Source organism: Flavobacterium sp. (genome assembly GCF_025352015.1).
Taxonomy (GTDB): Bacteria; Bacteroidota; Bacteroidia; order Flavobacteriales; family Flavobacteriaceae; genus Flavobacterium.
On the sequence record NZ_JANXUG010000041.1, the window covers coordinates 31,137 to 53,787 of the forward strand.

Genomic DNA, 22,651 nt, shown 5'->3' on the forward strand with positions numbered 1-22,651 from the left:
TTTACTAAACAAGTTTTTCTTGATTTCCTTTATATGATTACATCGTTATCTATAGAAAATTTTGCATTAATTGAAAAATTAAACATTGATTTTTCTAAAGGATTTTCAATTATAACAGGCGAAACTGGAGCAGGAAAATCGATACTTCTAGGTGCTTTAGGTTTAATTTTGGGAAAACGATCCGACTTGACTTCATTAAAAAATAAAGAAGAAAAATGTATCGTTGAAGCCAATTTTTCTATTGGAAAATACAATTTAAAACCGTTTTTTGTATCTAATGATTTAGATTATGAAAACGAAACTATCATTAGAAGAGAAATTTTACCTTCCGGAAAATCCAGAGCTTTTATCAATGATAGTCCTGTTAATTTACAACAATTACAAGATTTAAGTTTTTACCTCGTTGATGTTCATTCACAACATCAAACTTTGGAATTATCAGACGAAGAATTTCAGTTCAAAATTATAGATGCTATTGCCAATAATACCACGTTAATATCAGAATACCAAGCCGTTTTAAAAAAGTACCGATATACAAAATCATCTTTAGAAACCAAAAAAACGAATCTTTCAGCCATTTTAAAAGAAAAAGATTATAACGAATTTTTGTACACCGAATTGGAAACGGCAAATTTAAAATCAGGCGAATTAGAAGCATTAGAAAAAACCTATGAAGCTTTAAATAACATAGAATTCATTAAAGAAAATCTTTCAACTCTTTTGAATTTAGCCCATCAAGAGCAGTTCGGTTTGCTAAAAAATTTAAAAGAATTTAAAACAATACTTCAAAAGAACAGTAATTTTTCGCTTGATTATCATTCGCTTTTTGAACGAACTAATTCTATTGTAATTGAATTTGATGATCTAGTCAAAGAAGTGAATCGCGAATCGGAATTGGTTTTCAATGATCCAGAAAAACTAGAAGAAGTCAATCTAAAACTACAACTAATTTACAATTTGCAGAAAAAGCATCAGGTCCAAACCGTAGAGGAATTACTTGAAATTAAAAACGAGTTGGAAAGCAAAGTCATTTCGGTAGCTGTATTAGAAGAAGAAATAGAAACTTATACTGATAATGTAAAAGAATTTGAACACTTGTTAGATGCTATTGCTATTAAAATTAGCAAAAGTAGGAGTGAAACTGTGCCCGATTTAAGTCAAAAATTAATACTAATACTGCATCAATTAGGAATGCCAAACGTTCGATTTAAAATTGATATTAATGCTTCAAAAGTTTATCAACACAACGGTAAAGATACTATTCAGTTTTTATTTTCTGCCAATAAAGGAACTGATTTTGGACTTTTGAAAAAGGTAGCTTCTGGAGGTGAAATGTCCAGGATTATGCTGGCTGTGAAATCTATTTTATCACAATATTCAAGACTACCAACGATTATTTTTGATGAAATAGATACTGGTGTTTCAGGCGAAATAGCTAATAAGATGGGTGAAATTATGAACGAAATGAGCAAAACAATGCAGGTTTTTGCAATTACACATTTACCGCAAATTGCTGCCAAAGGAAATAATCATTACAAAGTTTTCAAAACTGTACACGGTGAAAATACGGTTTCTGAATTAAAATTATTAACCACTGATGAAAGAATAACGGAGATTGCCGAAATGCTTTCAGGAAAAGATATTTCCGATTCGGCAAGGAATCATGCCAAAGCTTTATTAAATTGAAACTCGAATTTAGTACTTTTGTAACTCAATAAAACTAATTTAAAATTACAAACCTTATGATTATCGAACCAAGAATGCGTGGATTTATTTGTTTGACTGCTCATCCCGATGGTTGTGCTCAAAATGTTAAAAATCAAATTGAATATGTCAAGTCAAAAGGTGTTATAGATGGTGCCAAAAAAGTATTGGTTATAGGCGCTTCAACCGGTTTTGGTTTGGCTTCAAGAATAACAAGTGCATTTGGTTCGGGTGCTGCTACCATAGGAGTTTTCTTCGAAAAGCCACCAACAGAGGGAAAAACTGCCACACCGGGTTGGTATAATTCGGCAGCATTTGAAAACGAAGCAGCAAAAGCGGGTTTGTACGCAAAAAGTATCAATGGAGATGCTTTTTCCAATGAAATTAAGCAACAAACTATTGATTTAATTAAAGCCGATTTAGGACAAATTGATATGGTAATTTATAGTTTGGCTTCGCCTGTGAGGATGCATCCCATAACTAATGTTTTACATCGCTCGATTTTGAAACCAATTGGGCAAACATTTTCAAACAAAACAGTTGATTTTCATACGGGAATTGTTTCAAAAGTGACTATTGAACCAGCAAATCAGGACGATATTGACAATACCGTTGTGGTTATGGGTGGTGAAGATTGGGCAATGTGGATGGATGCTTTAAAAACTGCGGGAGTTTTAGCCAAAGGAATAACCACAATTGCTTATTCTTATATCGGACCTGAAGTTACTGAAGCAGTGTACAGAAAAGGAACGATTGGTCGTGCGAAAGACGATTTAGAAGCTACTGCTTTCAAAATAACCGATAGTCTAAAATCATTGAACGGTAAAGGCTATGTTTCTGTAAATAAGGCATTGGTAACGCAAGCCAGTTCAGCCATTCCTGTTATACCGTTATATATTTCGTTATTATATAAAATTATGAAAGACCATGGAATTCATGAAGGATGTATCGAACAAATTCAACGATTGTTTGAACAACGACTTTATACAGGCAAAGAAATTCCTACGGACGAAAAGGGAAGGATAAGAATTGACGATTGGGAAATGAGACCAGATGTACAAGAAAAAATAAAAACCTTGTGGGAGAAAGCAACTTCTGAAAATTTAACCGAAATTGGTGATTTAGCTGGATACAAACAAGATTTTCTGAATCTCTTTGGTTTTGGGGTTCAAAAAGTTGATTATACGGCTGAAGCCAATGAATTAAAATTTATACCTAGCATAAAAAAACTAACTTGTTGATAATTTATTGCTGCAAAAACTCACTATTTATTTGTGAGTTTTTTTATTTATAGCTACTTTTATGCAATTAATTTTTAAAATATAAAAACATGAAAAAAATTACTTTATTACTATTGACACTAGTCAGTTATTCGGGTTTTGCGCAATTTCCATTGCCTTATTGTGGTCCAATGACTTATACTTCTAATGTGGAACCGATCACACTGGTTAATTTTGCTGGGATTAATAATTCAACTTCTGCGCTTGTAGGCCTAGACAACGGAACTACCATTATCGCACATGAGGATTATACCGCTATTTCTGGGAACGTTACGGCAGGAAGTTCTTATACGATTACCTTAAAGGGTAATACAGATGGAAACTTTACAACCTATTTAAGAGTTTATGTTGATTGGAATCATAACAATAATTTTACTGATGCGGGAGAATCTTATGATATTGGAACAATAGCAAATTCCACTGGAGCTGATGCAATTCAATTAGTAGGCAACATCACAGTTCCTCCAACGGCAATGACAGGAAATACTAGAATGAGAGTAATTAAACGATTTGGAGCTTATGGAACTTCTTGTCAAACAGGAACCGGTTATGGACAAGCAGAAGACTATACTTTAGTAGTTGCTGCTCTTCCTCCTGATTTACCAGATTTTGCCAATTTGCAATATCCTTTCACGGCAACCATTGCGCAAGGAGCGAGTGTTACTGTTTATGGACAAGTTTACAAAGGAGGTCTGACAGATGTAGCACCAAATATTGTTGGTCAAGCTCCAGGAATTAATGCATGGGTAGGTTACAATGCTACAGATACCAATCCAAACACATGGACAACATGGGTACCTGCTACGTGGAACTCAGGTAGTGTAGGTAACAATGATGAATATCAAGCAAATATTGGTTCTAATTTGACTCCTGGTACATATTATTATGCAACAAGATTTCAACTAAACGGAGGAGCGTATGTTTACGGTGGAACAAACGACGGTTTTTGGAATGGAACCACAAAATTAAGTGGTGTTCTAACGGTAACTCCACCACCAGTTCCTGCCAATGACACATGTTCAAGTCCAACTCCACTAACTGTAGGAGGTGTTTTTAACGACAATGCTGTTAATACGACAAATTTAGGTGCTACTTTAAGTTCTGAAACTCCAAATCCAAATTGTGGTGCTTTTAATTTCACCACTGTTGGTAAGGATGTTTGGTTTAGTGTGGTAATTCCCGCTTCTGGGTCAGTCACACTTGAAACAGCTATCTCGGGAACTTCTTTAGATACAGTTATAAATGCTTACACTGGCAACTGTTCCGCTTTAGTTGACGTAGGCTGTAATGATGAAAATATCGGACCACCATCAACACTTCCATATTCTAAATTAATCCTAACAGGACAAACTGCTGGAGCTACCATTTTAGTAAGAGCTTTTGGTTACAATGGCGCAGCAGGTACATTTAAAATTTCTGCTTATGATGCTTCATTAGGAAACAGTTCATTTGATAACACTAATTTCTCGCTCTATCCAAATCCGGTGAAAGACGTGTTGAATTTATCTTATAATCAAGAAATTTCAAATGTTGAAGTCTACAATTTATTGGGACAAAAAGTTGTTTCAAACAGATATGATAGTAATTCGGCTCAAGTTGATATGTCAAATTTATCAACGGGTGCTTATGTAGTTCGAGTAACTGCAAACGGTCAAGTAAAAACTATTAAAGTAATTAAAGAATAATTAAAACAAATTTATCATTCAAAACCATCAGTTACAGCTGATGGTTTTTTTTTGAGCAAAAACGTATCTTTGTCAAAATGAAAGTTATGTACTTTTCGATTATTATACCCGTTTACAACAGACCCGACGAAATTAAGGAGCTTTTAGAGAGCCTTTTAATTTGTGATTACCACAAAGAATACGAAATTGTTATTGTAGAAGATGGTTCTTCAATTCCTTGTAAAAATGAAGTAAACAGTTTTAAAGACAAACTTAATATTTCTTATTATTTTAAAGAGAATTCAGGTCCAGGAGATTCTCGAAATTATGGCATGAAGCGGGCAAAAGGAGATTACTTTATAATCTTTGATTCCGATTGTATTATTCCTAAACAGTATCTAACAAACGTTGAAAATGAACTTACATTAAATTACGTAGATTGTTATGGTGGTTCTGATGCGGCTTTAGAATCCTTTTCCGATGTTCAGAAAGCAATTAATTTTGCGATGACTTCGTTTTTAACCACTGGTGGCATTCGTGGTGGTTCTGAAAAAATTAGCAAATTTCAACCTAGAAGTTTCAACATGGGAATTTCAAAAAAAGCATTTGAAGCATCACATGGATTTGGAACTATTCATCCTGGTGAAGATCCAGATTTATCCATCAGGTTATGGAAATTAGGTTTTGAAACTAAACTTTTCACAAAAGCATTTGTATATCATAAACGAAGAATTGATTGGAATAAATTTTATTTGCAGGTTTCAAAATTTGGAAAAGCAAGACCCATTTTAAATAGTTGGCATCCAGAATATAGTAAATTAACATTCTTATTTCCAACTTTTTATACTGTAGCTTTTTTTATATCGGTACTTTTATTTCTATTTGGAATACAATTTCCACTGGTGTTTTTTACAATATATTATCTAGTGTTATTTATTTTAGCTAGTATTCAATTAAAGAGTTTTAAAATCGCATATCTTACTGTAATTGCGGTCAACATTCAATTCTTTGGTTACGGAATCGGTTTTTTAAAGTCCTATTTAAAAATTATTTTATTAAAGCAAAAACCTGAAGAAGCCTTTCCTGAACTATTTTTTAACGTAAAATCATGACAAAAATAATTGGTTTAACAGGCGGAATTGGTAGCGGAAAAACATTGGTTGCTAATTACATAAATTCATTAGGATTTCCAATTTACATTGCTGACAATGAGGCAAAGGATATAATGAATAACCAACGGGTTGTTCAACAAATAGCAATTGCATTTGGTAATGAAGTTTTAGAAAACAATTCTGTAGACCGAGAAAAACTCTCAAAAATTGTGTTTAATAATCCTGATAAATTACAAATTCTAAACGCTATCATTCACCCGTTAGTAAAAAAGCATTTTGACAACTGGTTAAATAGGCATGTTGATTTTCCGTTTGTTTTTAAAGAAGCGGCAATATTATTTGAAAGTGGAAGTTATAAATATTGTGATAAAATAATTACAATAATTGCCCCATTAGAAACACGTATTCAGAGAGTTGTTGAACGCGATAAAACTTCAAGAGAAAACATTTTGAAAAGAATTCAAAATCAATGGACTGATGAACAGAAAATTGCAAAAAGTGATTTTGTGATACACAACATTTCTGTTAAAGAAACATATAATCAAATAAATCAAATTCTTAAAAAATTGCAAAATCAATAATTTATGATTAAGATGTTAATATTTGGTTAATGTATTTATTGTGTAAATGTTAAAATACTAAATTTGTTTAATGAATAAATTGTTTTTCCGATTATTGGTTATTTTGATGAGTTTATCCTTAATCGGCATAATTCTAGTTCAGGTTTATTGGTTTGATAAGTCTTTCGAAAATAACGAAGAACAATTTAAATATCACGTTAAACAGGTTCTGGGTAATGTTGCTGAAAAATTACAAAATCATGAAAGGTATTCCTATTATGAAATGTATAATCACCTCAAAGATAGTACTGGTAAAACACCTCAAAAAAGTGATTTTTTAGAATTCGGATATTATCAAAGAGATTCCAGAACTAATGAAACTATAATTTATTCAAACAGCATTATTTCAGAAGATTATGGAATTTCTTCTTCGTTCTTTGATAAAAAGTTAGATAGTATTAAACTTAAAAATTTCTCCTCAAAAAGAAAAACTGAAATCTATAATGGCAATATAGATAATTCAAATAAAAAAGTTTCTCCTGATATAAAAATAGAAAAATCTGGTCGTAACGATTTACTTGAAAGCGCACAATTCGAAATGTTTTTTAAAGATATTGCGGCAACAAAACCTATACAAGAAAGAATTTCGAATGATTTACTGCAAAAATTATTATTTGATGAACTCAATGAATATGGAGTTAAAACACCATTTGAATTTAATGTGTATAGCAATGGTTTAGCTACCAAGATAAAAACGGAGCGATTCAAATATGATAGGCAATCCACGTATTCAAAACCTATTTTTATTGATAATGAAGGTAATCATAAATACGAATTACTGTTGACATTCCCTCAAAAGAAAAAGTTTTTATTTTCGGAACTATTAGGAATATGTATATTATCAATTGTTTTTACGCTCATTATTATTATTGCCTATTCAAGTGCGTTGAATCAGTTAATAAAGCAACGTCAGATTTCTGAAATCAAAACTGATTTTATTAACAATATGACCCACGAATTCAAAACGCCCATAGCTACTATCAATTTAGCCTTGGATGCTATAAAAAATCCAAAAGTCATCGATGATAAAGAAAAAGTGTTTCGTTATTTACAGATGATTAAAGATGAAAATAAGCGCATGCACGCACAAGTAGAAAACGTGCTTCGAATCTCTAAATTAGAGAAGAAAGAGTTAGATATCAATAAAGAATCGAACAATATTCATGATATTATTGATGATGCCATTGAGCATGTAAATCTGATAATAGAAGATAGAAAAGGTGTTATCACAAAACATTTTAATGCAATAAGAACTTCTGTGTTATTGAACGATGTTCATTTTACAAATGTAATTGTTAATATTTTGGACAATGCCATCAAATATTCTCCAAACGAACCAATCATAAGCATTGAAACCGAAAATATAAAAGAGTTTATCATTATTAAAATAAAAGATCAAGGTTCTGGAATGAGCAAAGTAGCGCAAAAAAGAATATTTGAAAAATTTTATCGAGAACACACAGGTGATCTGCATAATGTAAAAGGTCACGGTTTAGGATTAGCCTATGTTAAAAGAATAGTTGATGATCATAATAGTCAAGTTTTTGTAGAAAGCGAAAAAGGAAAAGGAAGCACATTTATAATTAAAGTCCCACTCATAAATTAAAATAAAAATTACTATGGAAAATAATAAAAAAATATTACTTGTTGAAGACGATCAAAACTTTGGTATAGTTTTGAGAGAATTCCTAACATTAAATGATTTTGATGTTACATTAGCCAAAAATGGCATGGAAGGTTTTGAAAAATTTAAAAAAGATAATTTCGATTTGTGTATCTTGGATGTTATGATGCCGTATAAAGACGGTTATACTCTAGCCAAAGAAATCAGAGAAAAAAATAAAGATATTCCTTTGATTTTCTTAACTGCAAAATCAATGAAAGAAGATGTATTAAAAGGTTATAAAGTTGGTGCAGATGATTACCTTAACAAGCCATTCGACTCAGATGTTTTGTTGATGAAAATCAAAGCAATCATTCAAAGAAAAGCGGCTGAAAATAAAAACGAACCTGCAAAATTTGAATTTCAAATAGGCAGATTTCTTTTGAATTCAAAATTACGTTATTTAAAACTGGATAATAATGAACCCATTAAATTGTCACCAAAAGAGTCTGAATTACTAAAAATGATGGCAACTTTTGAAAATGATTTAATGCCTAGAGAATTAGCATTAACCAAGATTTGGAGAGAAGATAATTACTTTACCTCGAGAAGTATGGATGTTTATATTGCCAAACTACGAAAATATATCAAAGAAGATCCAAATGTAGAAATCTTGAATATTCACGGCGAAGGATTTAGGTTAGTCGTAAAAAAATAAGCAAAATGGCTTCAAGAAATTGGAGCCATTTTTATTTCCAATTAAGTTGTAACGCAAAACAAACTTTATCTGAAGTATTCACAGTAAAAAGAGTTGGATTCTTGCCTATACTTCGGCTGATAGAAATAGTTTCGTTCAGTGAAACTTCCTTTAAATAATTCATTTCAAAACTTTTTAAAACTTGATTTAAAAGCAGTGTTTGCCTTACATAATCTAAACACCATTCTAAATACTTTACACTGTTTGCGTGATTTACAATGTCCAAATCAGAAAGTAAAACTATTTTATTTGTGATAAAATTTTTAGCAACGGTAGTATCAATTTTAGAAAATTGAATTTCAGTAGCTTTATGGTCTGGATACTTTTCAAAGTGTTGATGATCTAATGCTAAACTCTCTGGACGACGACTTTGCGTATTAAAAACAGCCCAAAAAGTTTCACATCCAACAATTTTTTCCTCGCCAATGTACAGTTCCATGCAGCGAATAGAACGTGAATTTTCCAAAGAATTAATCCAAGTTTTAACCGTTACAATATCTTTCCATTTTGGCAAGCGATGTATCTCGATGCGCATCCTGCTCAAAACCCAAGCTTGATGATGCATTTGCATATCACTAAAACTAATACCGCCCATTTCTGCATGAACACTGGCAGTGAGCTGCAAAATATTACATAAATCGGTGTATTTCAAAAACCCATTTGGATAACATTGCAGAAAATTTATTTCCCACTCTGTGGTCAAAACAGAGGAAAAGTTTTTTGAAATAGGCATTACTTGATTGTATTTTCAATACTATTAATAATATCATCGCTCTTGGTCAAATAATCAAACCAAAGTACTTTTTCTGTCTTTTTAAACCAAGTCATTTGTCTTTTAGAAAATCTTCGAGTGTTTTTTTTGATTTCTTGAATTGCAAAATCTAATGAAGTCTTACTCTCAAAAAAATCAAACAATTCTTTATAACCAACAGTTTGTAGCGCATTCAATTGTTTGTTTTTGAACAAGCCTTCTGCTTCTGCAAACAATCCTTTAGTAATCATCAAATCAACTCTCTGGTCAATTCTATCATACATAATTTCTCTTTTTGCCTCCAACCCGATGATAATAGGTGTGAAGTTTCGTCGATTGTTTTTTTGATTTAAAAAAGAAGAATATGGCTTTCCAGTTGCGATACAAACTTCTACAAAGCGCTTCATTCGTTGCGGATTTTGTAATGTTTGTGGGTTTTCAACTTTTATTTTATGATAATAATCTAAATCTAATTTTTTCAATTTTTGCTGTAAATAATCAATGCCAAACTGTTCAAAATCAGCATTAATTTTAATACGAACAGAATTATCAATTTCTGGAAAATCGTCTATGCCTTTGAGTATTGCATTCACATACAAACCAGAACCACCAACCATGATTTGAATAGAATTTTTCAAAAATAATTCATTTAATTTTACAATAGTTTCTTTCTCAAAATCGCCTACCGTATAATTGTCAAAAATAGATTTGTTTTCAATAAAATGATGCGTCACTATAGCTAACTCTTTATCGCTGGGAACAGCCGTTCCAATGCGCATTTCTTTATAAAACTGACGGCTATCACACGAAATAATATCACATCCAAAATGTTGCGCTAACACAATACTCAAGGAAGTTTTTCCTATAGCAGTTGGACCAATTATCGTGATTAGGTAATTCAAAACTTAATAATCTTGAGGACTTTATTTCGCCTTAAATAGCCTTGAATAATAGTTCTTGTATCACGATTATTTTGCATTGGTATAATGATATTTTTAAGGATTTCTATATTGTTCACTTGATAGTTTAAATCATAAAAACAATAGCCTTTGTAGATTCCGTTTTCAATCAAAACAGCACTGCGTTGATCAACCGTTCGTCCTCGTTCTACAATGACCATATTGTCATTTTCAAATTTCATTTCGCTCATAAATTCTTCAACACGTTCATTATATAATTTAGGAGTTTCTATGCCTACACACGCACCATAACATTCCTTTATTTTGTATTGAAAACAGCCGTTTTTGGTTTCGTATAAACCATTTAATTTTTGACACAGTTTATATTTTTCAGTAATTTTTAAAAGCGAATTTTTACCTTCCTGAATAGAAGTAAACGACGTTATTTCCTTTTTTCTACCATCAGCTTTCTGCAATTTTAAATTTAGATAACCTTTCTCATCTTTTTCACAATATAATGCCCATTGAAAAATACTTTTGCGTTGCGCTCTGTTATAAATAGGTTTGTTGATTTTTATTTCTTCGCTTTCTTTGAGTAATGCAATCAGTTCGCTACCTGTTACTTCATAAGTAACTGCAAAAACTTCGCGCTGTATTTTTTTACATTTTCTTGTTATTCCTGTAAAATGCTGATTGATTCTTTTTTTAATGTTTCGACTTTTGCCAATATATATCAAATCTCCTTTTTCGTTGTGGATATAATATATTCCAGTTTTTGAGGGTAAACTTTCTACAATGTCGAGTAGTTTTGGAGTTAAACCTTTTTTAATTTCGGCTCTAATTAAGCTGATTATTATTTCCTTTTTAACATCTTTTTCCAATAACATTTTAAATAATTTCACAGTAGCCATTGCATCTCCGCTCGCACGATGTCTATCGGCAACGGGAATTCCTAATGCACGAACTAATTTACCTAAACTATACGAAAGTTGTCCTGGAATTAATTTTTGAGATAATTCTACCGTACAAAGTGTTGGTTTTATATAATCGTAGCCTAATCGGGTGAATTCAGTTCTCAAAATTCTGTAATCAAAGGAAGCGTTGTGCGCCACTATGATACAATCGTTCGTGATTTCAATAATTCGTTTTGCAATTTCATAAAATTTCGGAGCAGATCGCAACATAGCGTTGTTTATCCCCGTCAATTTAACTACAAAGGGTTGAATAGGCTTTTCGGGATTTACCAAACTAATAAATTGATCAATAATTTCGTGACCGTCAAATTTAAAGACTGCAATTTCGGTTATGCCTTCTTCATTAAATTGTCCTCCTGTGGTTTCTATGTCGAGAATTGCGTACAATTATTATTTATAGATTTAAAAATTAAATAATTTAAAGATTAATTTACTTGATTTTTTCAATCATTCAATTTTTAAATCTTTAAATTTCTTTCACCAAAGATACTACTTCCAATCCTAACCATCGTGCTCCCACATTCCATAGCAAGTTTGTAGTCGCTTGACATTCCCATGGAAAGGATTGTGAATTGTGAATTATGAACTGTGAATTTATCAAATATTAATTTTAAATTTTGAAATTCCATTTTTATTTGTGTCTGATTATCAGTAAATGTTGCAATTCCCATTAGACCCACAATGTTAATATTTTTTAATTGTTTGAACTCTTCAGAAGTTAAAATTTGATTTAACTCGGATTCATCTAATCCAAATTTGCTTTCTTCTTCGGCAATATAAATTTGAAGTAAACAATTAATAACTCGTTGATTTTTTTTTGCTTGTTTATTGATTTCTTCTAATAATTTAAAGCTATCAACACCGTGAATCAAACTCACATATTCTGCCATATATTTGACTTTATTGGATTGAACATGACCTATCATGTGCCACTGAATATCCTTGGGCATTGATTCCCATTTTTCGGTCATTTCTTGGATTTTGTTTTCACCAAAAATTAGTTGTCCAGCATTGTAAGCTTCCATCAAATCACTAATAGGTTTGGTTTTAGAAACCGCCACAAGTGTAACATTTTCTGGTAAAGAAGATTTTATTTCAGAAAGATTTTGTTGAATAGACATTGTTACATTTTTTGCTTGAAATAAATTTCTAATGCACTCATCTCTTTTGGACCTGATTTATCTGCATTCAAAACCATAACCATTTTTTTACTCTTTAACGTTGTAATGGTTGATTTTAAAACATCACCAGCGAACAATTCTATATTTTTATTTTTCGAATTGTATTGCCATTTGCCACTTACTGTTCCGTTGGCTAAATAAGTATGATCCGCTTTAAACGAATAGGTCAAAGACTTCATTTGTCCCATTTTCTCTACCTTCAAGCCGCCCATCATGGCATAATCCGCCATCCATGTTTTACACAGATATTGATTAATTGTTTCTTTTTTCAATATGTTCTGCGAATAAACAGCGCCAGATAGAAGCAAAAATACAAGTAGTTTTTTCATTTTTAAAAGTGTTAAATTATAATTCATAAATTATCAAGCCACTACGAAACTTCGGTTCAATGTAGGTGCTTTTGGGAGGCATAATCAAATTGTTGTCCGCCAAGGCTTTGATTTCTATAATATCAGACGGGAATAACATAAATCCAACTTCAAATTCGCCTTCATCTACCAACTCCTTTATAATCGAAATGGATTGTTTTCCGGGAATGTATTCAATGCGTTCGTCGTTTCGTAAATCTTCAATGCCAAGTAGTGGTTGTAAAACTTTATCATACAAAATCTGCGCATCGAGGTTTTCAAGAATATTTTTATTATTGGGCATCTCGACTGCGCTCGATGTGACAGATTTGTTGGGTTGTTTATAAAATAAAGCATAAAAATTACCATCGAGATACATTCCGAATTCGAACTTACTTTGTGGTTTCCAGAGTTCTTGTTCTTTGTCTTTGATGATGAAATTTTCGGCTAACTTTTCGAGAAAATCTTCTTTTGAAAATCCGTTTAAATCTCTAATTATTCGGTTGTATTCATAGATTTTAACATTGTTTTCGGCAATCAAAAAGCTCATGAAATAGTTTAAATTTTGGTTACCCAAATGCTTATCTTCATCATGCAATAATTCAGCAGAAGCCGAGCGGTGATGACCATCAGCAATATACAATTCTGGAATTTGTTCAAATTGATTTTGTAACCACTGAATTTCTTCATTGGTGTCTATTTTCCAAAGTTGGTGATTTTCTTTATTGGTAGTCGAATAATTATAAATTGGCTGGCTTTTTTTCTTTTCAGAAATCCAAGTATTTAAGGTTTCATTATCAGGATAGGTAATTAAAACAGGTTCGGTATTAAAACCCGTTTGATGCAAATAATCCTTAAAATACTCTACACGATATTGCAAGGTGTCTTCGTGTCTTTTTATGACATTATTTTTGTAATCTTCAATTGAAGTTCCGGCTACAAAACCAATGAAAGACTGCACTTTAGTTTGAATTTCATAGAGAAAGAAAATAGGTTTATCTTCTTCCATAAAAACGCCTTCATCTTTAAAATCTTGATATTTATGCGTCACACCTTTAAAACGTTTATCCAAAGTAATCTTTTGCGAATGCATGTATGCAGGATTGATTATATGTAAAAACGAATACGGATTAAAACTCAACCAAGCAGCAAGTTCTGCCGAACTATAATCGTCATAGTTTCTGCAGGTTACCAAACCCACTTTGTCAGGAGTTGGACGAATGGCTTTGAAAGGGATTATTTTGCTCATTTTGTTTATCATGCAAGGTTCTTAAAACCTTGTAGGTTTGATTTAAAGATTAATTATTTGACCATTTTTTTCTATTAAAACGGACAAGTTTTTTTGGTAAGTATTATTTAAATTTATTACTATCTTAAAAATAAATACCTACTTGGCTTTGGTAACCTTTCACGAGATTCTTTTTTTTAATGTTTTGAAATTTGTCATTATTTTAAAAATTTGATACCAACAAGGTTTTGGAAACCTTGCAGGAAATTATTACTTCAAAAATTGTTTTGAAACTTTTTCTGCTTTTTTGTTTTCCCTGTAATCATAAAATCCTTCCCCGGATTTTACACCAAGTTTTCCTGCCATAACCATATTGATAAGCAGTGGGCAAGGTGCATATTTTGGATTTTTAAATCCATCGTATAGCACATTTAAAATAGAAAGACAAACATCTAAACCAATGAAATCTGCTAATTGCAAAGGTCCCATGGGATGTGCCATTCCAAGTTTCATCACAGTATCAATTTCGCTTACTCCAGCAACACCGTTGTATAAAGTTTCGATAGATTCATTAATCATTGGCATCAAAATTCTGTTGGCCACAAAGCCAGGATAATCATTAACTTCTGTTGGAGTTTTTCCAAGTTTCACAGATAAATCCATGATAATTTTTGTCACTTCGTGTGAAGTAGAGTAACCGCGAATGATTTCGACTAATTTCATAATTGGCACCGGATTCATAAAGTGCATCCCAATAACACGTTCTGGATGCATGACTTGAGCGGCAATTTGAGTTATAGAAATAGAAGAAGTATTGGTTGCCAAAATTACATTATAATCACAAATGTCACTTAACTGCTTAAAGATTTGAAGTTTTAAAGCAACATTTTCAGTTGCAGCTTCAATCACTAAATCAGTTCCCACAACGCCGTCTTTGATGTCGGTATAGGTAATTATATTTCCGATAGTTTTGTGTTTGTCCTTTTCGGTTATCGTTCCTTTAGTAACCATTCTATCCAAATTGGAAGCAATAGTTGCCATTCCTTTTTCTAATGATTTTTCGGAAACATCAATAAGTTTTACAGTAAAACCGTTTTGTGCAAAAGTGTGAGCAATCCCGTTACCCATAGTTCCTGCGCCTATTACAGCTATTATTTTCATTATGTTTATTTGGTTTAAAAGATTAAAATTGTTGAAGTGCTTTCACTAAATTCTATTTTTCGTTCATCGAATCAATAATCATATAGGCCACACGCAAAGCTTCGGTTCCGTCTTCCAAAGTTACAATAGGTGTTGTATTGTGATTAATCGCATCGGCAAATGTTTCTAATTCATCTAAAATAGCATTGTTATGGCTTACCTCTGGATTGTTAAAATAAATTTGCTTGCGATTGCCTTCAGCATTTTGGAGTATCATATCAAAATCTCCTGGAATTTCTGGCGCTTCTTTCATTTTTACCACTTCACAGGTTTTGTCTAAATAATCAACAGAGATGTACGCATCTTTTTGAAAGAAACGCGATTTGCGCATATTTTTCATAGAGATTCTACTTGAGGTAATATTGGCAACACAGCCATTTTCAAATTCAATTCGGGCGTTAGCAATATCGGGCGACTGACTCAAAACTGAAACACCACTAGCGTGCACTACTTTTACTTTCGATTTTACAACGCTCAAAATAGCATCAATATCATGAATCATCAAATCTAAAACTACAGGGACATCAGTACCTCGTGGATTAAATTCTGCCAATCGATGGGTTTCAATAAACATTGGATTTTCAATCATATCTTTCACAGCTGTAAACGCAGGATTGAAACGCTCTACGTGTCCCACTTGACCTTTGATATGATATTCTTTTGCCAAACCAATAATTTCTTCGGCTTCTTGAACTGTTGTAGAAATAGGTTTTTCAATAAAAACATGTTTACCAGATTTGATTGCTACTTTAGCACATTTATAATGCGAAAGGGTAGGAGTGACTATATCAATCACATCAACAGCATGGATTAATTTAGCAATAGTATCAAATTGTTTATATCCAAATTCAGTTTCTATTTTAGCACCATTTTCATGATTTTCGTCGTAAAAACCAACGAGTTCGTATTTGTCTGATTGTTGTAATAATCGTAAGTGTATTTTTCCGAGGTGACCAGCACCTAAAACGCCAACTTTAAGCATATAAAAGTATTTTGAACAAAAATAACAATAAAATGATTATTATTTTTATTCATTTAAAATTTAAAATTCATCATTTAAAATAGTTTTTACTTTGCTATTTTTACGCAATAAATCACTACACAAAATTGAAAAATACAAGTAAACACGAAGGTCTTCGCAATCAGTTGGCCAAACTGTTGGAAGATAAAGGAATTAAGGATAAAAAAGTCTTAGAGGCTATTAAAAAAATTCCAAGACATTTATTTTTAGATTCTAGTTTTGAAGATTTTGCTTACCTTGATAAAGCTTTTCCTATTGGTGCTGAACAAACTATTTCTCAACCCTACACAGTAGCTTTTCAAAGCCAGTTATTAGCCATAAAAAAAGGAGAAAAAATTCTTGAAATAGGAACAGGAAGTGGATATCAGACTGCGGTTTTATGTTTACTTGGTGCCACTGTTTATACCATTGAACGGCAAACGGAATTGTTTAAAAAAACAAAGCTATTGTTGCCAAAACTGGGAATAAATCCAAAACATTTATCTTTTGGTGATGGTTATAAAGGATTGCCAAATCATGCCCCTTTTGATAGTATCATTGTAACTGCCGGTGCACCAGTTATTCCGAAACCCTTGATGGCACAATTAAAAATAGGAGGAAAACTCGTTATTCCTATTGGTGAAAAAATTCAAATAATGACGATGCTTATTCGCAAAAATGAAACTCAATTTGAAAAGCATGAGTTTGGAAATTTTAAATTTGTACCTTTACTAGAGAATAAAAACTAAAACGCTTTTTTAATTCTCTCCAAATCTCTTTTGGTGTCCTGTTCCTTTAGACTTTCTCGTTTGTCGTAGGTTTTCTTTCCTCGGCAAAGCCCGATATCCAGTTTGGCCATTCCTTTTTCATTGGTAAACAATTTTAGCGGAATAATAGTCAATCCTTTGGTATCCATAGCTCTTTCGAGTTTTTTTAGTTCTCTTTTATTCAATAACAGTTTGCGCTCGCTTTTGGCTTTGTGGTTGAACTGATTTCCATAAAGATATTCTTCAATTTGAGTATTGATTGCAAACAATTCATTACTGTGAAATTCACAAAACCCTTCGGTGATATTGGCTTTTCCTAATCTTATAGATTTGATTTCAGTACCTGTTAAAACGATTCCAGCCGTATAAGTTTCAATTATTTCATAATCAAATTTGGCACGTTTGTTAAGTATGTTTATAGTTTTAAGCATAGCATGGCAAATGTAATACAAAATCAAGTGGTATAAAAAACTAAAGTATAACTAAATTATTTGTTATGTTTGTGTTGTCAAACCAATAATAACAACAACAAATTATGTCCAAAAAAGTTATAAAACTACTTTTTTTAGTAATGATCGTTATCACATCATGTTCTAAAGAAAATACGCAAGAAAAAAATTCAATTGTAATTGAAGACTCCAAAAAAGATCCCTTAACACCCGCACAAATCAACGCTAAAATAGATGAAATGTTAACCACAAATCACATTTTTAATTGGCGTGATGCTGATTCTCATCTGCTTTGGAGTGCTGTAATCCATGGTAATAACGTACTTACTATTGGTTTTGGAAATTCAAAAAATAATTTCCAAAGAGAGCAATCGTTTAATAATGCGCAAATGCAAAAAGAACTGGTAGCGATTGTTTTGAAATACGAGGGAACCACTTTAGATAAGGTTTTAATTGCTTCCGATGCTGATTTGAATTTAATAGATGTCATCATTACCAAACAGGAAACTATTATTGCTTTACGACAATCAAAGTACATTCGATATATAGAACCTGCGGATTATCGATATCTAGAGGTTCGGAATGCTCAAAACCGTTCGAGTGCAGGTACAAGTTCGGGCTGTGGTTTTGATGCTGAAATTTTGGCAACAGCCGATTATACTGCTACAACTCCAAACGCAAAAGTTCCATGGACATTTACCCAGCATAACATTCCAAGCGCATGGACAATAAGCACGGGTGCTGGAGTTACTATTGGGATTGTAGATACGGGAGTTTCGCCAAACCAATCCTTACTAGGTGCTAATTTTAATAACGGATTTTCATCAGGAAGAACCATCGAAAAAAACGGGGTTTATGTTGATTCTATTTGGCCTTGGAGCACCACAACCGACGGCATAAATGACTTGTGCGGACACGGAACAAGCATGGCTGCAACGGCTGCTGCACCAAGAAATGATAAGGGTTTGCCAGTTGGCGTAGCTTATAACGCTAACCTAATCACGTATCGTGCCGCTTACAATGTGGTTCTGGACGGTTTTCAGGAGCAGGAAGGTGTAAAAAAAGCGTTTACTGCTTTGGGAAATAATGCTAGAGTCAAAATTATTTCTATGTCAATGGGTTATATTTTTTCTGTGGGAAAAATAGAAGACGCCATCAAGTTTGCCTACGGAAAAGGAAAACTAATTTTTTGTGCTGCTGGAACTTCCACCAGTTTTACCACTTTTGTGGGTGTTATATTCCCAGCATGGATGCCCGAAACAGTTGCAGTTACTGGCGTGAAAGAAGGAACAACCTATCAGGCGTGTAGTGATTGCCATACTGGCAGCAAAGTTGATTTTACCGTAGTTATGGAAAGAGCGGTTTCTGGAAATACAGTTCCCGTAGATAGCTACTACGAAAATCAAACTGACTATATTGGTGGGTCTTCTGTTGCTACTGCAACTACAGCAGGAATTGCAGCCCTAGTTTGGTCTAAAAATCCAAGCTGGACAAGAGACCAAGTCCTCACAAAGATGAGACAATCGGCTAGTTTATATCCAAATAAGAACGCTGATTATGGTTACGGAAACATCAATGCTTTTCTGGCTGTGCAATAAGTCAACTGTTGAAATACATTAAGAACAAAAAGCTATTTCTTTAAAAATGAAATAGCTTTTTTTAGGTTTATTAAGACTTAAAAGTAATTTACCATGCGTTAAAAGTATTTTACTACGTTTTAAAAGTATTTTATTATACGTTATTATTAATTACTTATTTAATAATACTATTTTGCTATTTAGTAAAACAAATTGCACTTTAATTATAAGTAAAATGCGTTAGCACTTTACTTTTATTTTTTGGTTTTATTTTAGTAAATCTTTAAATTGTAGTTTTACTATTGCGTTGTAATAAGGTTTTCCTGCATCTCCTAATGATTTTAAGTAGACTTTTATTTCTTTGATTATTTGTATTACGTTTTTTGGATTGTTGTACAATATATCGTTTGGGTTTTTTCTAGCTGTGATTAGTACATTGCCTTCCGAGTTTACTTCGGTACTTAATGTTTTTAGGCGTTGGTGGTATGCTCTTAATTATACTATTTGTATATCTGTTTCGTTGGGTGCATATTCTGGGTGCGATGCCAATTGAGTTGTATAAGTATCTAAATTAGCAATACGGCTATCATAACTCATTTGTGAAGTAGAAATACCGTCTGTTTCTGTAATTTCAGGGTTTATTGATTTTTGTTTTTGGTCACCACGAATTTTTTTGGCTTGATTGGCTATGTTTTCTTTGTCTTTGGTTGATATGTCTAATGATTTTGCAAAATTTTAAGATTTTGTCATTAGTTTGCCAAGTGGTACAATAGCAAGTTCACGAGCAGAAATTGCATTTTTATAAATTGGTTTTTTATTTTTTAATTCTGTAATTACTGCTTGTAATGAAGTGCGTATAGGGTCGAGGTTTACTAACTAAATTTTTGCATTTGATGGATTGTAAAGAGTACCCATTTCTTCTAAAATTTGGTATGCGGTGCTAAAGTTTGCAACATTTTTATTGTGTCCTGTTTCGCTAGTTGAAGCCATATTGATGATTTTTAGATTGTTAATGAAGTGTAAAAATAGTGTATTTTTTTAGTTGGTAAATTAAAAAATGAGGTTTAAAAATTGAATTTTAAACCCCATTATACTTACTATTAAATGTTATTACTGAAAAATCACAGTTTTTGTAGATTTTGGTATTTTTACAAAGTGATATGGTCTGGTCGGCATTTGAGTAGCATCTCCACTTCCTGTTCTTGAAACTTGGATTACAATATTATCTTGATTTTCAACTGCTGAAGTTATGTTTATATCGAAACCTCCAGTTGTTCTTGGCTGGTCAAATGAAGCTATAACTTCAAATAGATTAAAATCGACGACAGCAGTAGCTGGCGCATTTGTTGTACCCCATGTATTATTTATAAAATCAGTCCAATCGGTTTGCGTATAAAATACTCTACTATGATAAGTTGGATTATAATTTCCATTAAATACTTCTCCTTTACTTATCAGTATAGGCGTTATTGTTTGCGGTGTAAAAGTATTTGCATCATTACTTTTACTACAACTCAATGACAGAACTAAAACTAAACTTAAAATTAATGTTTTCATGATATTTAATATTTAAATGATTAATAAAATTAGCCACGCTTTTGGCGTGGTTACGTTTTTTTTTATTGTTTAATTAGTGTTTTTGCATCTACTATTTGACCGTTGCAAACTAAAGCAACTGTATAAAAACCACTTTGATAATTTGAAATATCAATGTTAGTATTTGCACTATTTATATCTAAAATATAATTATTAGATGTTCCGTTTGGACTGTAGTTAGTTTGATTATTATTTCTATCAGATGCACCAACTGTTATTAAATTGGGAACACTTGCATTTCCTGGAAAACTAACATAGCCATTATTACCACTGACTCTATTTGCTGTATTACCTGCTGCAAAAACTACTTGTCGATTGTTGTTTATTGCGTTGTTTATTGCGGAAACTATTACGGGAAATAAATTTGGATTTGAACTACTATAACCCCAACTATTTGATATAATATCTGCACCATTTAGGTTAGCAAAATCAATTGCATCTGCGTAAACATTTGCAGGAATTGATCCAAATGGTATTTTTACTGGCATTATTTTACATAAAGGAGCAATTCCTGCTACACCTTCATTATTATCTTGAGTTGCTCCAACGATACCAGCGCAAGAATTACCATGATTATTTCCAACTGTTGTGGAAACAGTTGGTGATGGGTCGTTTGCATTATTTGTACCGTCGTAAGGCGAAGCAAAATTACTACCGTTTAATCTAACTTGTCTTGTATTTGGCAAATCTAGATGATTACTTGTAACACCCTCGTCAATAATAGCAACAATTACATTTGGATTTCCTTTTGTAATACTCCAAGCTTCTGGTGCATCTATATCAGCATCAATTGTTGTTGTTTTACCGTCATTTGTACCTTGACCAGTATTGTGTAAATACCATTGTTGGTTAAAATAAGGATCATTTGGAAAATAATCTAATTTTTGTGCGTTTGCTATAAAGTTAGGTGTAGAAAATTCGACTTGTCCACTTAAATAGATATTTTTCGAAACTTGTAAAGCATCACCTGTTGTTCTGTACATTTCATAAGATAATGCGGATTTTACTAAACTTAAATTATTTGAAGAAATTAGATTTGATTTATTCGATGTAGAGATTCCACTTTTGAACTTCAACAAAATATCTTTTGTATAGTTTAGTTCTTGACCATCTGCAGTTAAATAAGTTGGAGTCAAAAAATAAGTAGCATTATAACTATTTAAATTTGAAGTGTTAACAACAATAAATGTTTTGTCGGATAGTTTTATTCCTGGATAATCATTAGGATTCATTGCATTTGTTGTGCCAAAACCATTTGGAAATTCTGCTAAAAATTTACCTGAAATTTTGGTTAGGTTTATTTTGCCATTATTTGTAGTGTAATAAAAATCGTTTGCTTGAGCTTTTAGATTTAAAAATCCTAGCATTGATAAAACTATAAATAGTATGTTTAATATATTTTTCATATTTACATTATTTAATTTTAGTTAACATTTTTTTTAGTTTTGAAAAACAAATTTAATTAGATGGAGGATGAAGAGATTTTCTATTCATTAATATTGGAACATTTATATTATTAAAATTTTTCATTTTGTAAAATTTGTAAGTTAAGTTACAAATAAAAAAAAATTAGTTTAATAAGGTTGCTTTGAAAAGAAATTACGGTTTTAAGACGAACTGACGTTAGCAGAAACCCGTGAGCTACACGAAACAAAAAAAAAGATAACCGATAATAAAATTTTATAATTTCATATCAAAATAAATTCAAATGTTATGCTTTACGCTATCAGATTAAGAAAAATTAGGGAAGCTTACGGATTGACACAATATGAAGTTGCATACAAATCCGATATGACGCCAAGTGCTTATGGGCAAATAGAACGTAATGCAGGTAATTGTACAATTAAAACAATGGAAAAAATTGCAAATTCCATTGGAATTTCATTACCATTTTTATTAGATATTAATAATCAAAATTTTATTGAAAAAAACAAGTTGTGAC

Annotated in this window: 21 protein-coding genes; 10 read left to right on the top strand and 11 right to left on the bottom strand. The window is 31.9% G+C overall.

Going from position 1 to position 22,651, the window contains the following annotated elements; all coding sequences use genetic code 11:
* Positions 1–33 precede the first annotated feature (33 nt).
* The 7 genes from recN to Q0Q96_RS04500 all read left to right on the top strand — a co-directional run bounded on the left by recN (position 34) and on the right by Q0Q96_RS04500 (position 8,701).
* Positions 34–1,686 (top strand): DNA repair protein RecN, encoded by a 1,653-nt coding sequence (gene recN, locus Q0Q96_RS04470; RefSeq protein ID WP_293872031.1) that lies wholly within the window; start codon positions 34–36, stop codon positions 1,684–1,686.
* Between the two features lie 56 nt (positions 1,687–1,742).
* Entirely contained in the window at positions 1,743–2,945 is a 1,203-nt protein-coding gene (gene fabV / locus Q0Q96_RS04475) for an enoyl-ACP reductase FabV (RefSeq protein WP_293872032.1), read from the top strand.
* A gap of 89 nt (positions 2,946–3,034) precedes the next feature.
* Positions 3,035–4,669 carry a T9SS type A sorting domain-containing protein gene (locus tag Q0Q96_RS04480; protein WP_293872033.1) on the top strand — a complete coding sequence of 545 codons (1,635 nt, stop codon included), beginning with the start codon at positions 3,035–3,037 and terminating at the stop codon, positions 4,667–4,669.
* An 86-nt stretch (positions 4,670–4,755) separates the two neighbouring features.
* The gene (locus Q0Q96_RS04485; protein ID WP_293872034.1) at positions 4,756–5,760 is read left to right on the top strand and encodes a glycosyltransferase; all 1,005 of its coding nucleotides are present in this window, start codon (positions 4,756–4,758) and stop codon (positions 5,758–5,760) included.
* Positions 5,757–6,341, top strand: coding sequence for a dephospho-CoA kinase (gene coaE / locus Q0Q96_RS04490; RefSeq protein WP_293872035.1), 585 nt, complete (start codon positions 5,757–5,759; stop codon positions 6,339–6,341). The genes Q0Q96_RS04485 and coaE overlap by 4 nt, the downstream gene beginning before the upstream one ends.
* Before the next feature lie 70 nt (positions 6,342–6,411).
* Positions 6,412–7,986 carry a HAMP domain-containing sensor histidine kinase gene (locus Q0Q96_RS04495; protein WP_293872036.1) on the top strand — a complete coding sequence of 525 codons (1,575 nt, stop codon included), beginning with the start codon at positions 6,412–6,414 and terminating at the stop codon, positions 7,984–7,986.
* Between the two features lie 13 nt (positions 7,987–7,999).
* Positions 8,000–8,701, top strand: a complete 702-nt coding sequence (locus Q0Q96_RS04500) for a response regulator transcription factor (RefSeq protein WP_293872037.1) — start codon at positions 8,000–8,002, stop codon at positions 8,699–8,701.
* Positions 8,702–8,732: 31 nt separating this feature from the next.
* On the opposite strand, the gene Q0Q96_RS04505 is transcribed toward Q0Q96_RS04500, so the two are convergent.
* The 8 genes from Q0Q96_RS04505 to Q0Q96_RS04540 form a co-directional block, all read right to left on the bottom strand.
* Positions 8,733–9,473, bottom strand: coding sequence for an acyl-ACP thioesterase domain-containing protein (locus Q0Q96_RS04505; protein WP_293872038.1), 741 nt, complete (start codon positions 9,471–9,473; stop codon positions 8,733–8,735).
* The gene (miaA, locus tag Q0Q96_RS04510) at positions 9,473–10,393 is read right to left on the bottom strand and encodes a tRNA (adenosine(37)-N6)-dimethylallyltransferase MiaA (RefSeq protein ID WP_293872039.1); all 921 of its coding nucleotides are present in this window, start codon (positions 10,391–10,393) and stop codon (positions 9,473–9,475) included. Before miaA ends, Q0Q96_RS04505 begins: the two co-directional genes overlap by 1 nt.
* Positions 10,390–11,751 (bottom strand): exonuclease domain-containing protein, encoded by a 1,362-nt coding sequence (locus Q0Q96_RS04515; RefSeq protein WP_293872040.1) that lies wholly within the window; start codon positions 11,749–11,751, stop codon positions 10,390–10,392. Before Q0Q96_RS04515 ends, miaA begins: the two co-directional genes overlap by 4 nt.
* 71 nt (positions 11,752–11,822) lie before the next feature.
* Entirely contained in the window at positions 11,823–12,485 is a 663-nt protein-coding gene (locus tag Q0Q96_RS04520; protein ID WP_293872041.1) for a YggS family pyridoxal phosphate-dependent enzyme, read from the bottom strand.
* Between the two features lie 2 nt (positions 12,486–12,487).
* Positions 12,488–12,874, bottom strand: a complete 387-nt coding sequence (locus Q0Q96_RS04525; RefSeq protein WP_293872042.1) for a hypothetical protein — start codon at positions 12,872–12,874, stop codon at positions 12,488–12,490.
* 16 nt (positions 12,875–12,890) lie between these two features.
* Positions 12,891–14,141: a DUF1015 domain-containing protein gene (locus Q0Q96_RS04530; RefSeq protein ID WP_293872043.1), complete on the bottom strand. Its 1,251-nt coding sequence runs from the start codon at positions 14,139–14,141 to the stop codon at positions 12,891–12,893.
* Positions 14,142–14,390: 249 nt separating this feature from the next.
* Complete coding sequence (locus Q0Q96_RS04535) at positions 14,391–15,281, bottom strand: 3-hydroxyacyl-CoA dehydrogenase NAD-binding domain-containing protein (RefSeq protein ID WP_293872044.1); 891 nt, start codon at positions 15,279–15,281, stop codon at positions 14,391–14,393.
* Between the two features lie 52 nt (positions 15,282–15,333).
* On the bottom strand, positions 15,334–16,302 hold the full coding sequence (locus Q0Q96_RS04540; protein WP_293872045.1) for a Gfo/Idh/MocA family oxidoreductase: 969 nt from the start codon (positions 16,300–16,302) through the stop codon (positions 15,334–15,336).
* A gap of 125 nt (positions 16,303–16,427) precedes the next feature.
* On the opposite strand from Q0Q96_RS04540, the gene Q0Q96_RS04545 reads away from it, so the two are divergent.
* Entirely contained in the window at positions 16,428–17,069 is a 642-nt protein-coding gene (locus Q0Q96_RS04545; RefSeq protein WP_293872046.1) for a protein-L-isoaspartate(D-aspartate) O-methyltransferase, read from the top strand.
* On the opposite strand, the gene smpB is transcribed toward Q0Q96_RS04545, so the two are convergent.
* On the bottom strand, positions 17,066–17,518 hold the full coding sequence (smpB, locus tag Q0Q96_RS04550; RefSeq protein ID WP_293872047.1) for an SsrA-binding protein SmpB: 453 nt from the start codon (positions 17,516–17,518) through the stop codon (positions 17,066–17,068). The two genes, Q0Q96_RS04545 and smpB, sit on opposite strands and share 4 nt — an antisense overlap.
* 104 nt (positions 17,519–17,622) lie before the next feature.
* Between smpB and Q0Q96_RS04555 the strand changes: the two genes are divergently transcribed.
* Positions 17,623–19,134, top strand: a complete 1,512-nt coding sequence (locus Q0Q96_RS04555) for a S8/S53 family peptidase (protein WP_293872048.1) — start codon at positions 17,623–17,625, stop codon at positions 19,132–19,134.
* Positions 19,135–20,223: 1,089 nt separating this feature from the next.
* Here Q0Q96_RS04555 and Q0Q96_RS04560 read toward each other — a convergent pair.
* Together Q0Q96_RS04560 and Q0Q96_RS04565 are read right to left on the bottom strand one after the other, a co-directional pair.
* Positions 20,224–20,670 carry a protease complex subunit PrcB family protein gene (locus Q0Q96_RS04560; RefSeq protein WP_293872049.1) on the bottom strand — a complete coding sequence of 149 codons (447 nt, stop codon included), beginning with the start codon at positions 20,668–20,670 and terminating at the stop codon, positions 20,224–20,226.
* Between the two features lie 62 nt (positions 20,671–20,732).
* Positions 20,733–22,115: a S8 family serine peptidase gene (locus tag Q0Q96_RS04565; RefSeq protein ID WP_293872050.1), complete on the bottom strand. Its 1,383-nt coding sequence runs from the start codon at positions 22,113–22,115 to the stop codon at positions 20,733–20,735.
* 307 nt (positions 22,116–22,422) lie between these two features.
* Between Q0Q96_RS04565 and Q0Q96_RS04570 the strand changes: the two genes are divergently transcribed.
* On the top strand, positions 22,423–22,650 hold the full coding sequence (locus Q0Q96_RS04570) for a helix-turn-helix transcriptional regulator (RefSeq protein WP_293872051.1): 228 nt from the start codon (positions 22,423–22,425) through the stop codon (positions 22,648–22,650).
* The last annotated feature ends 1 nt before the right edge of the window (position 22,651 follow it).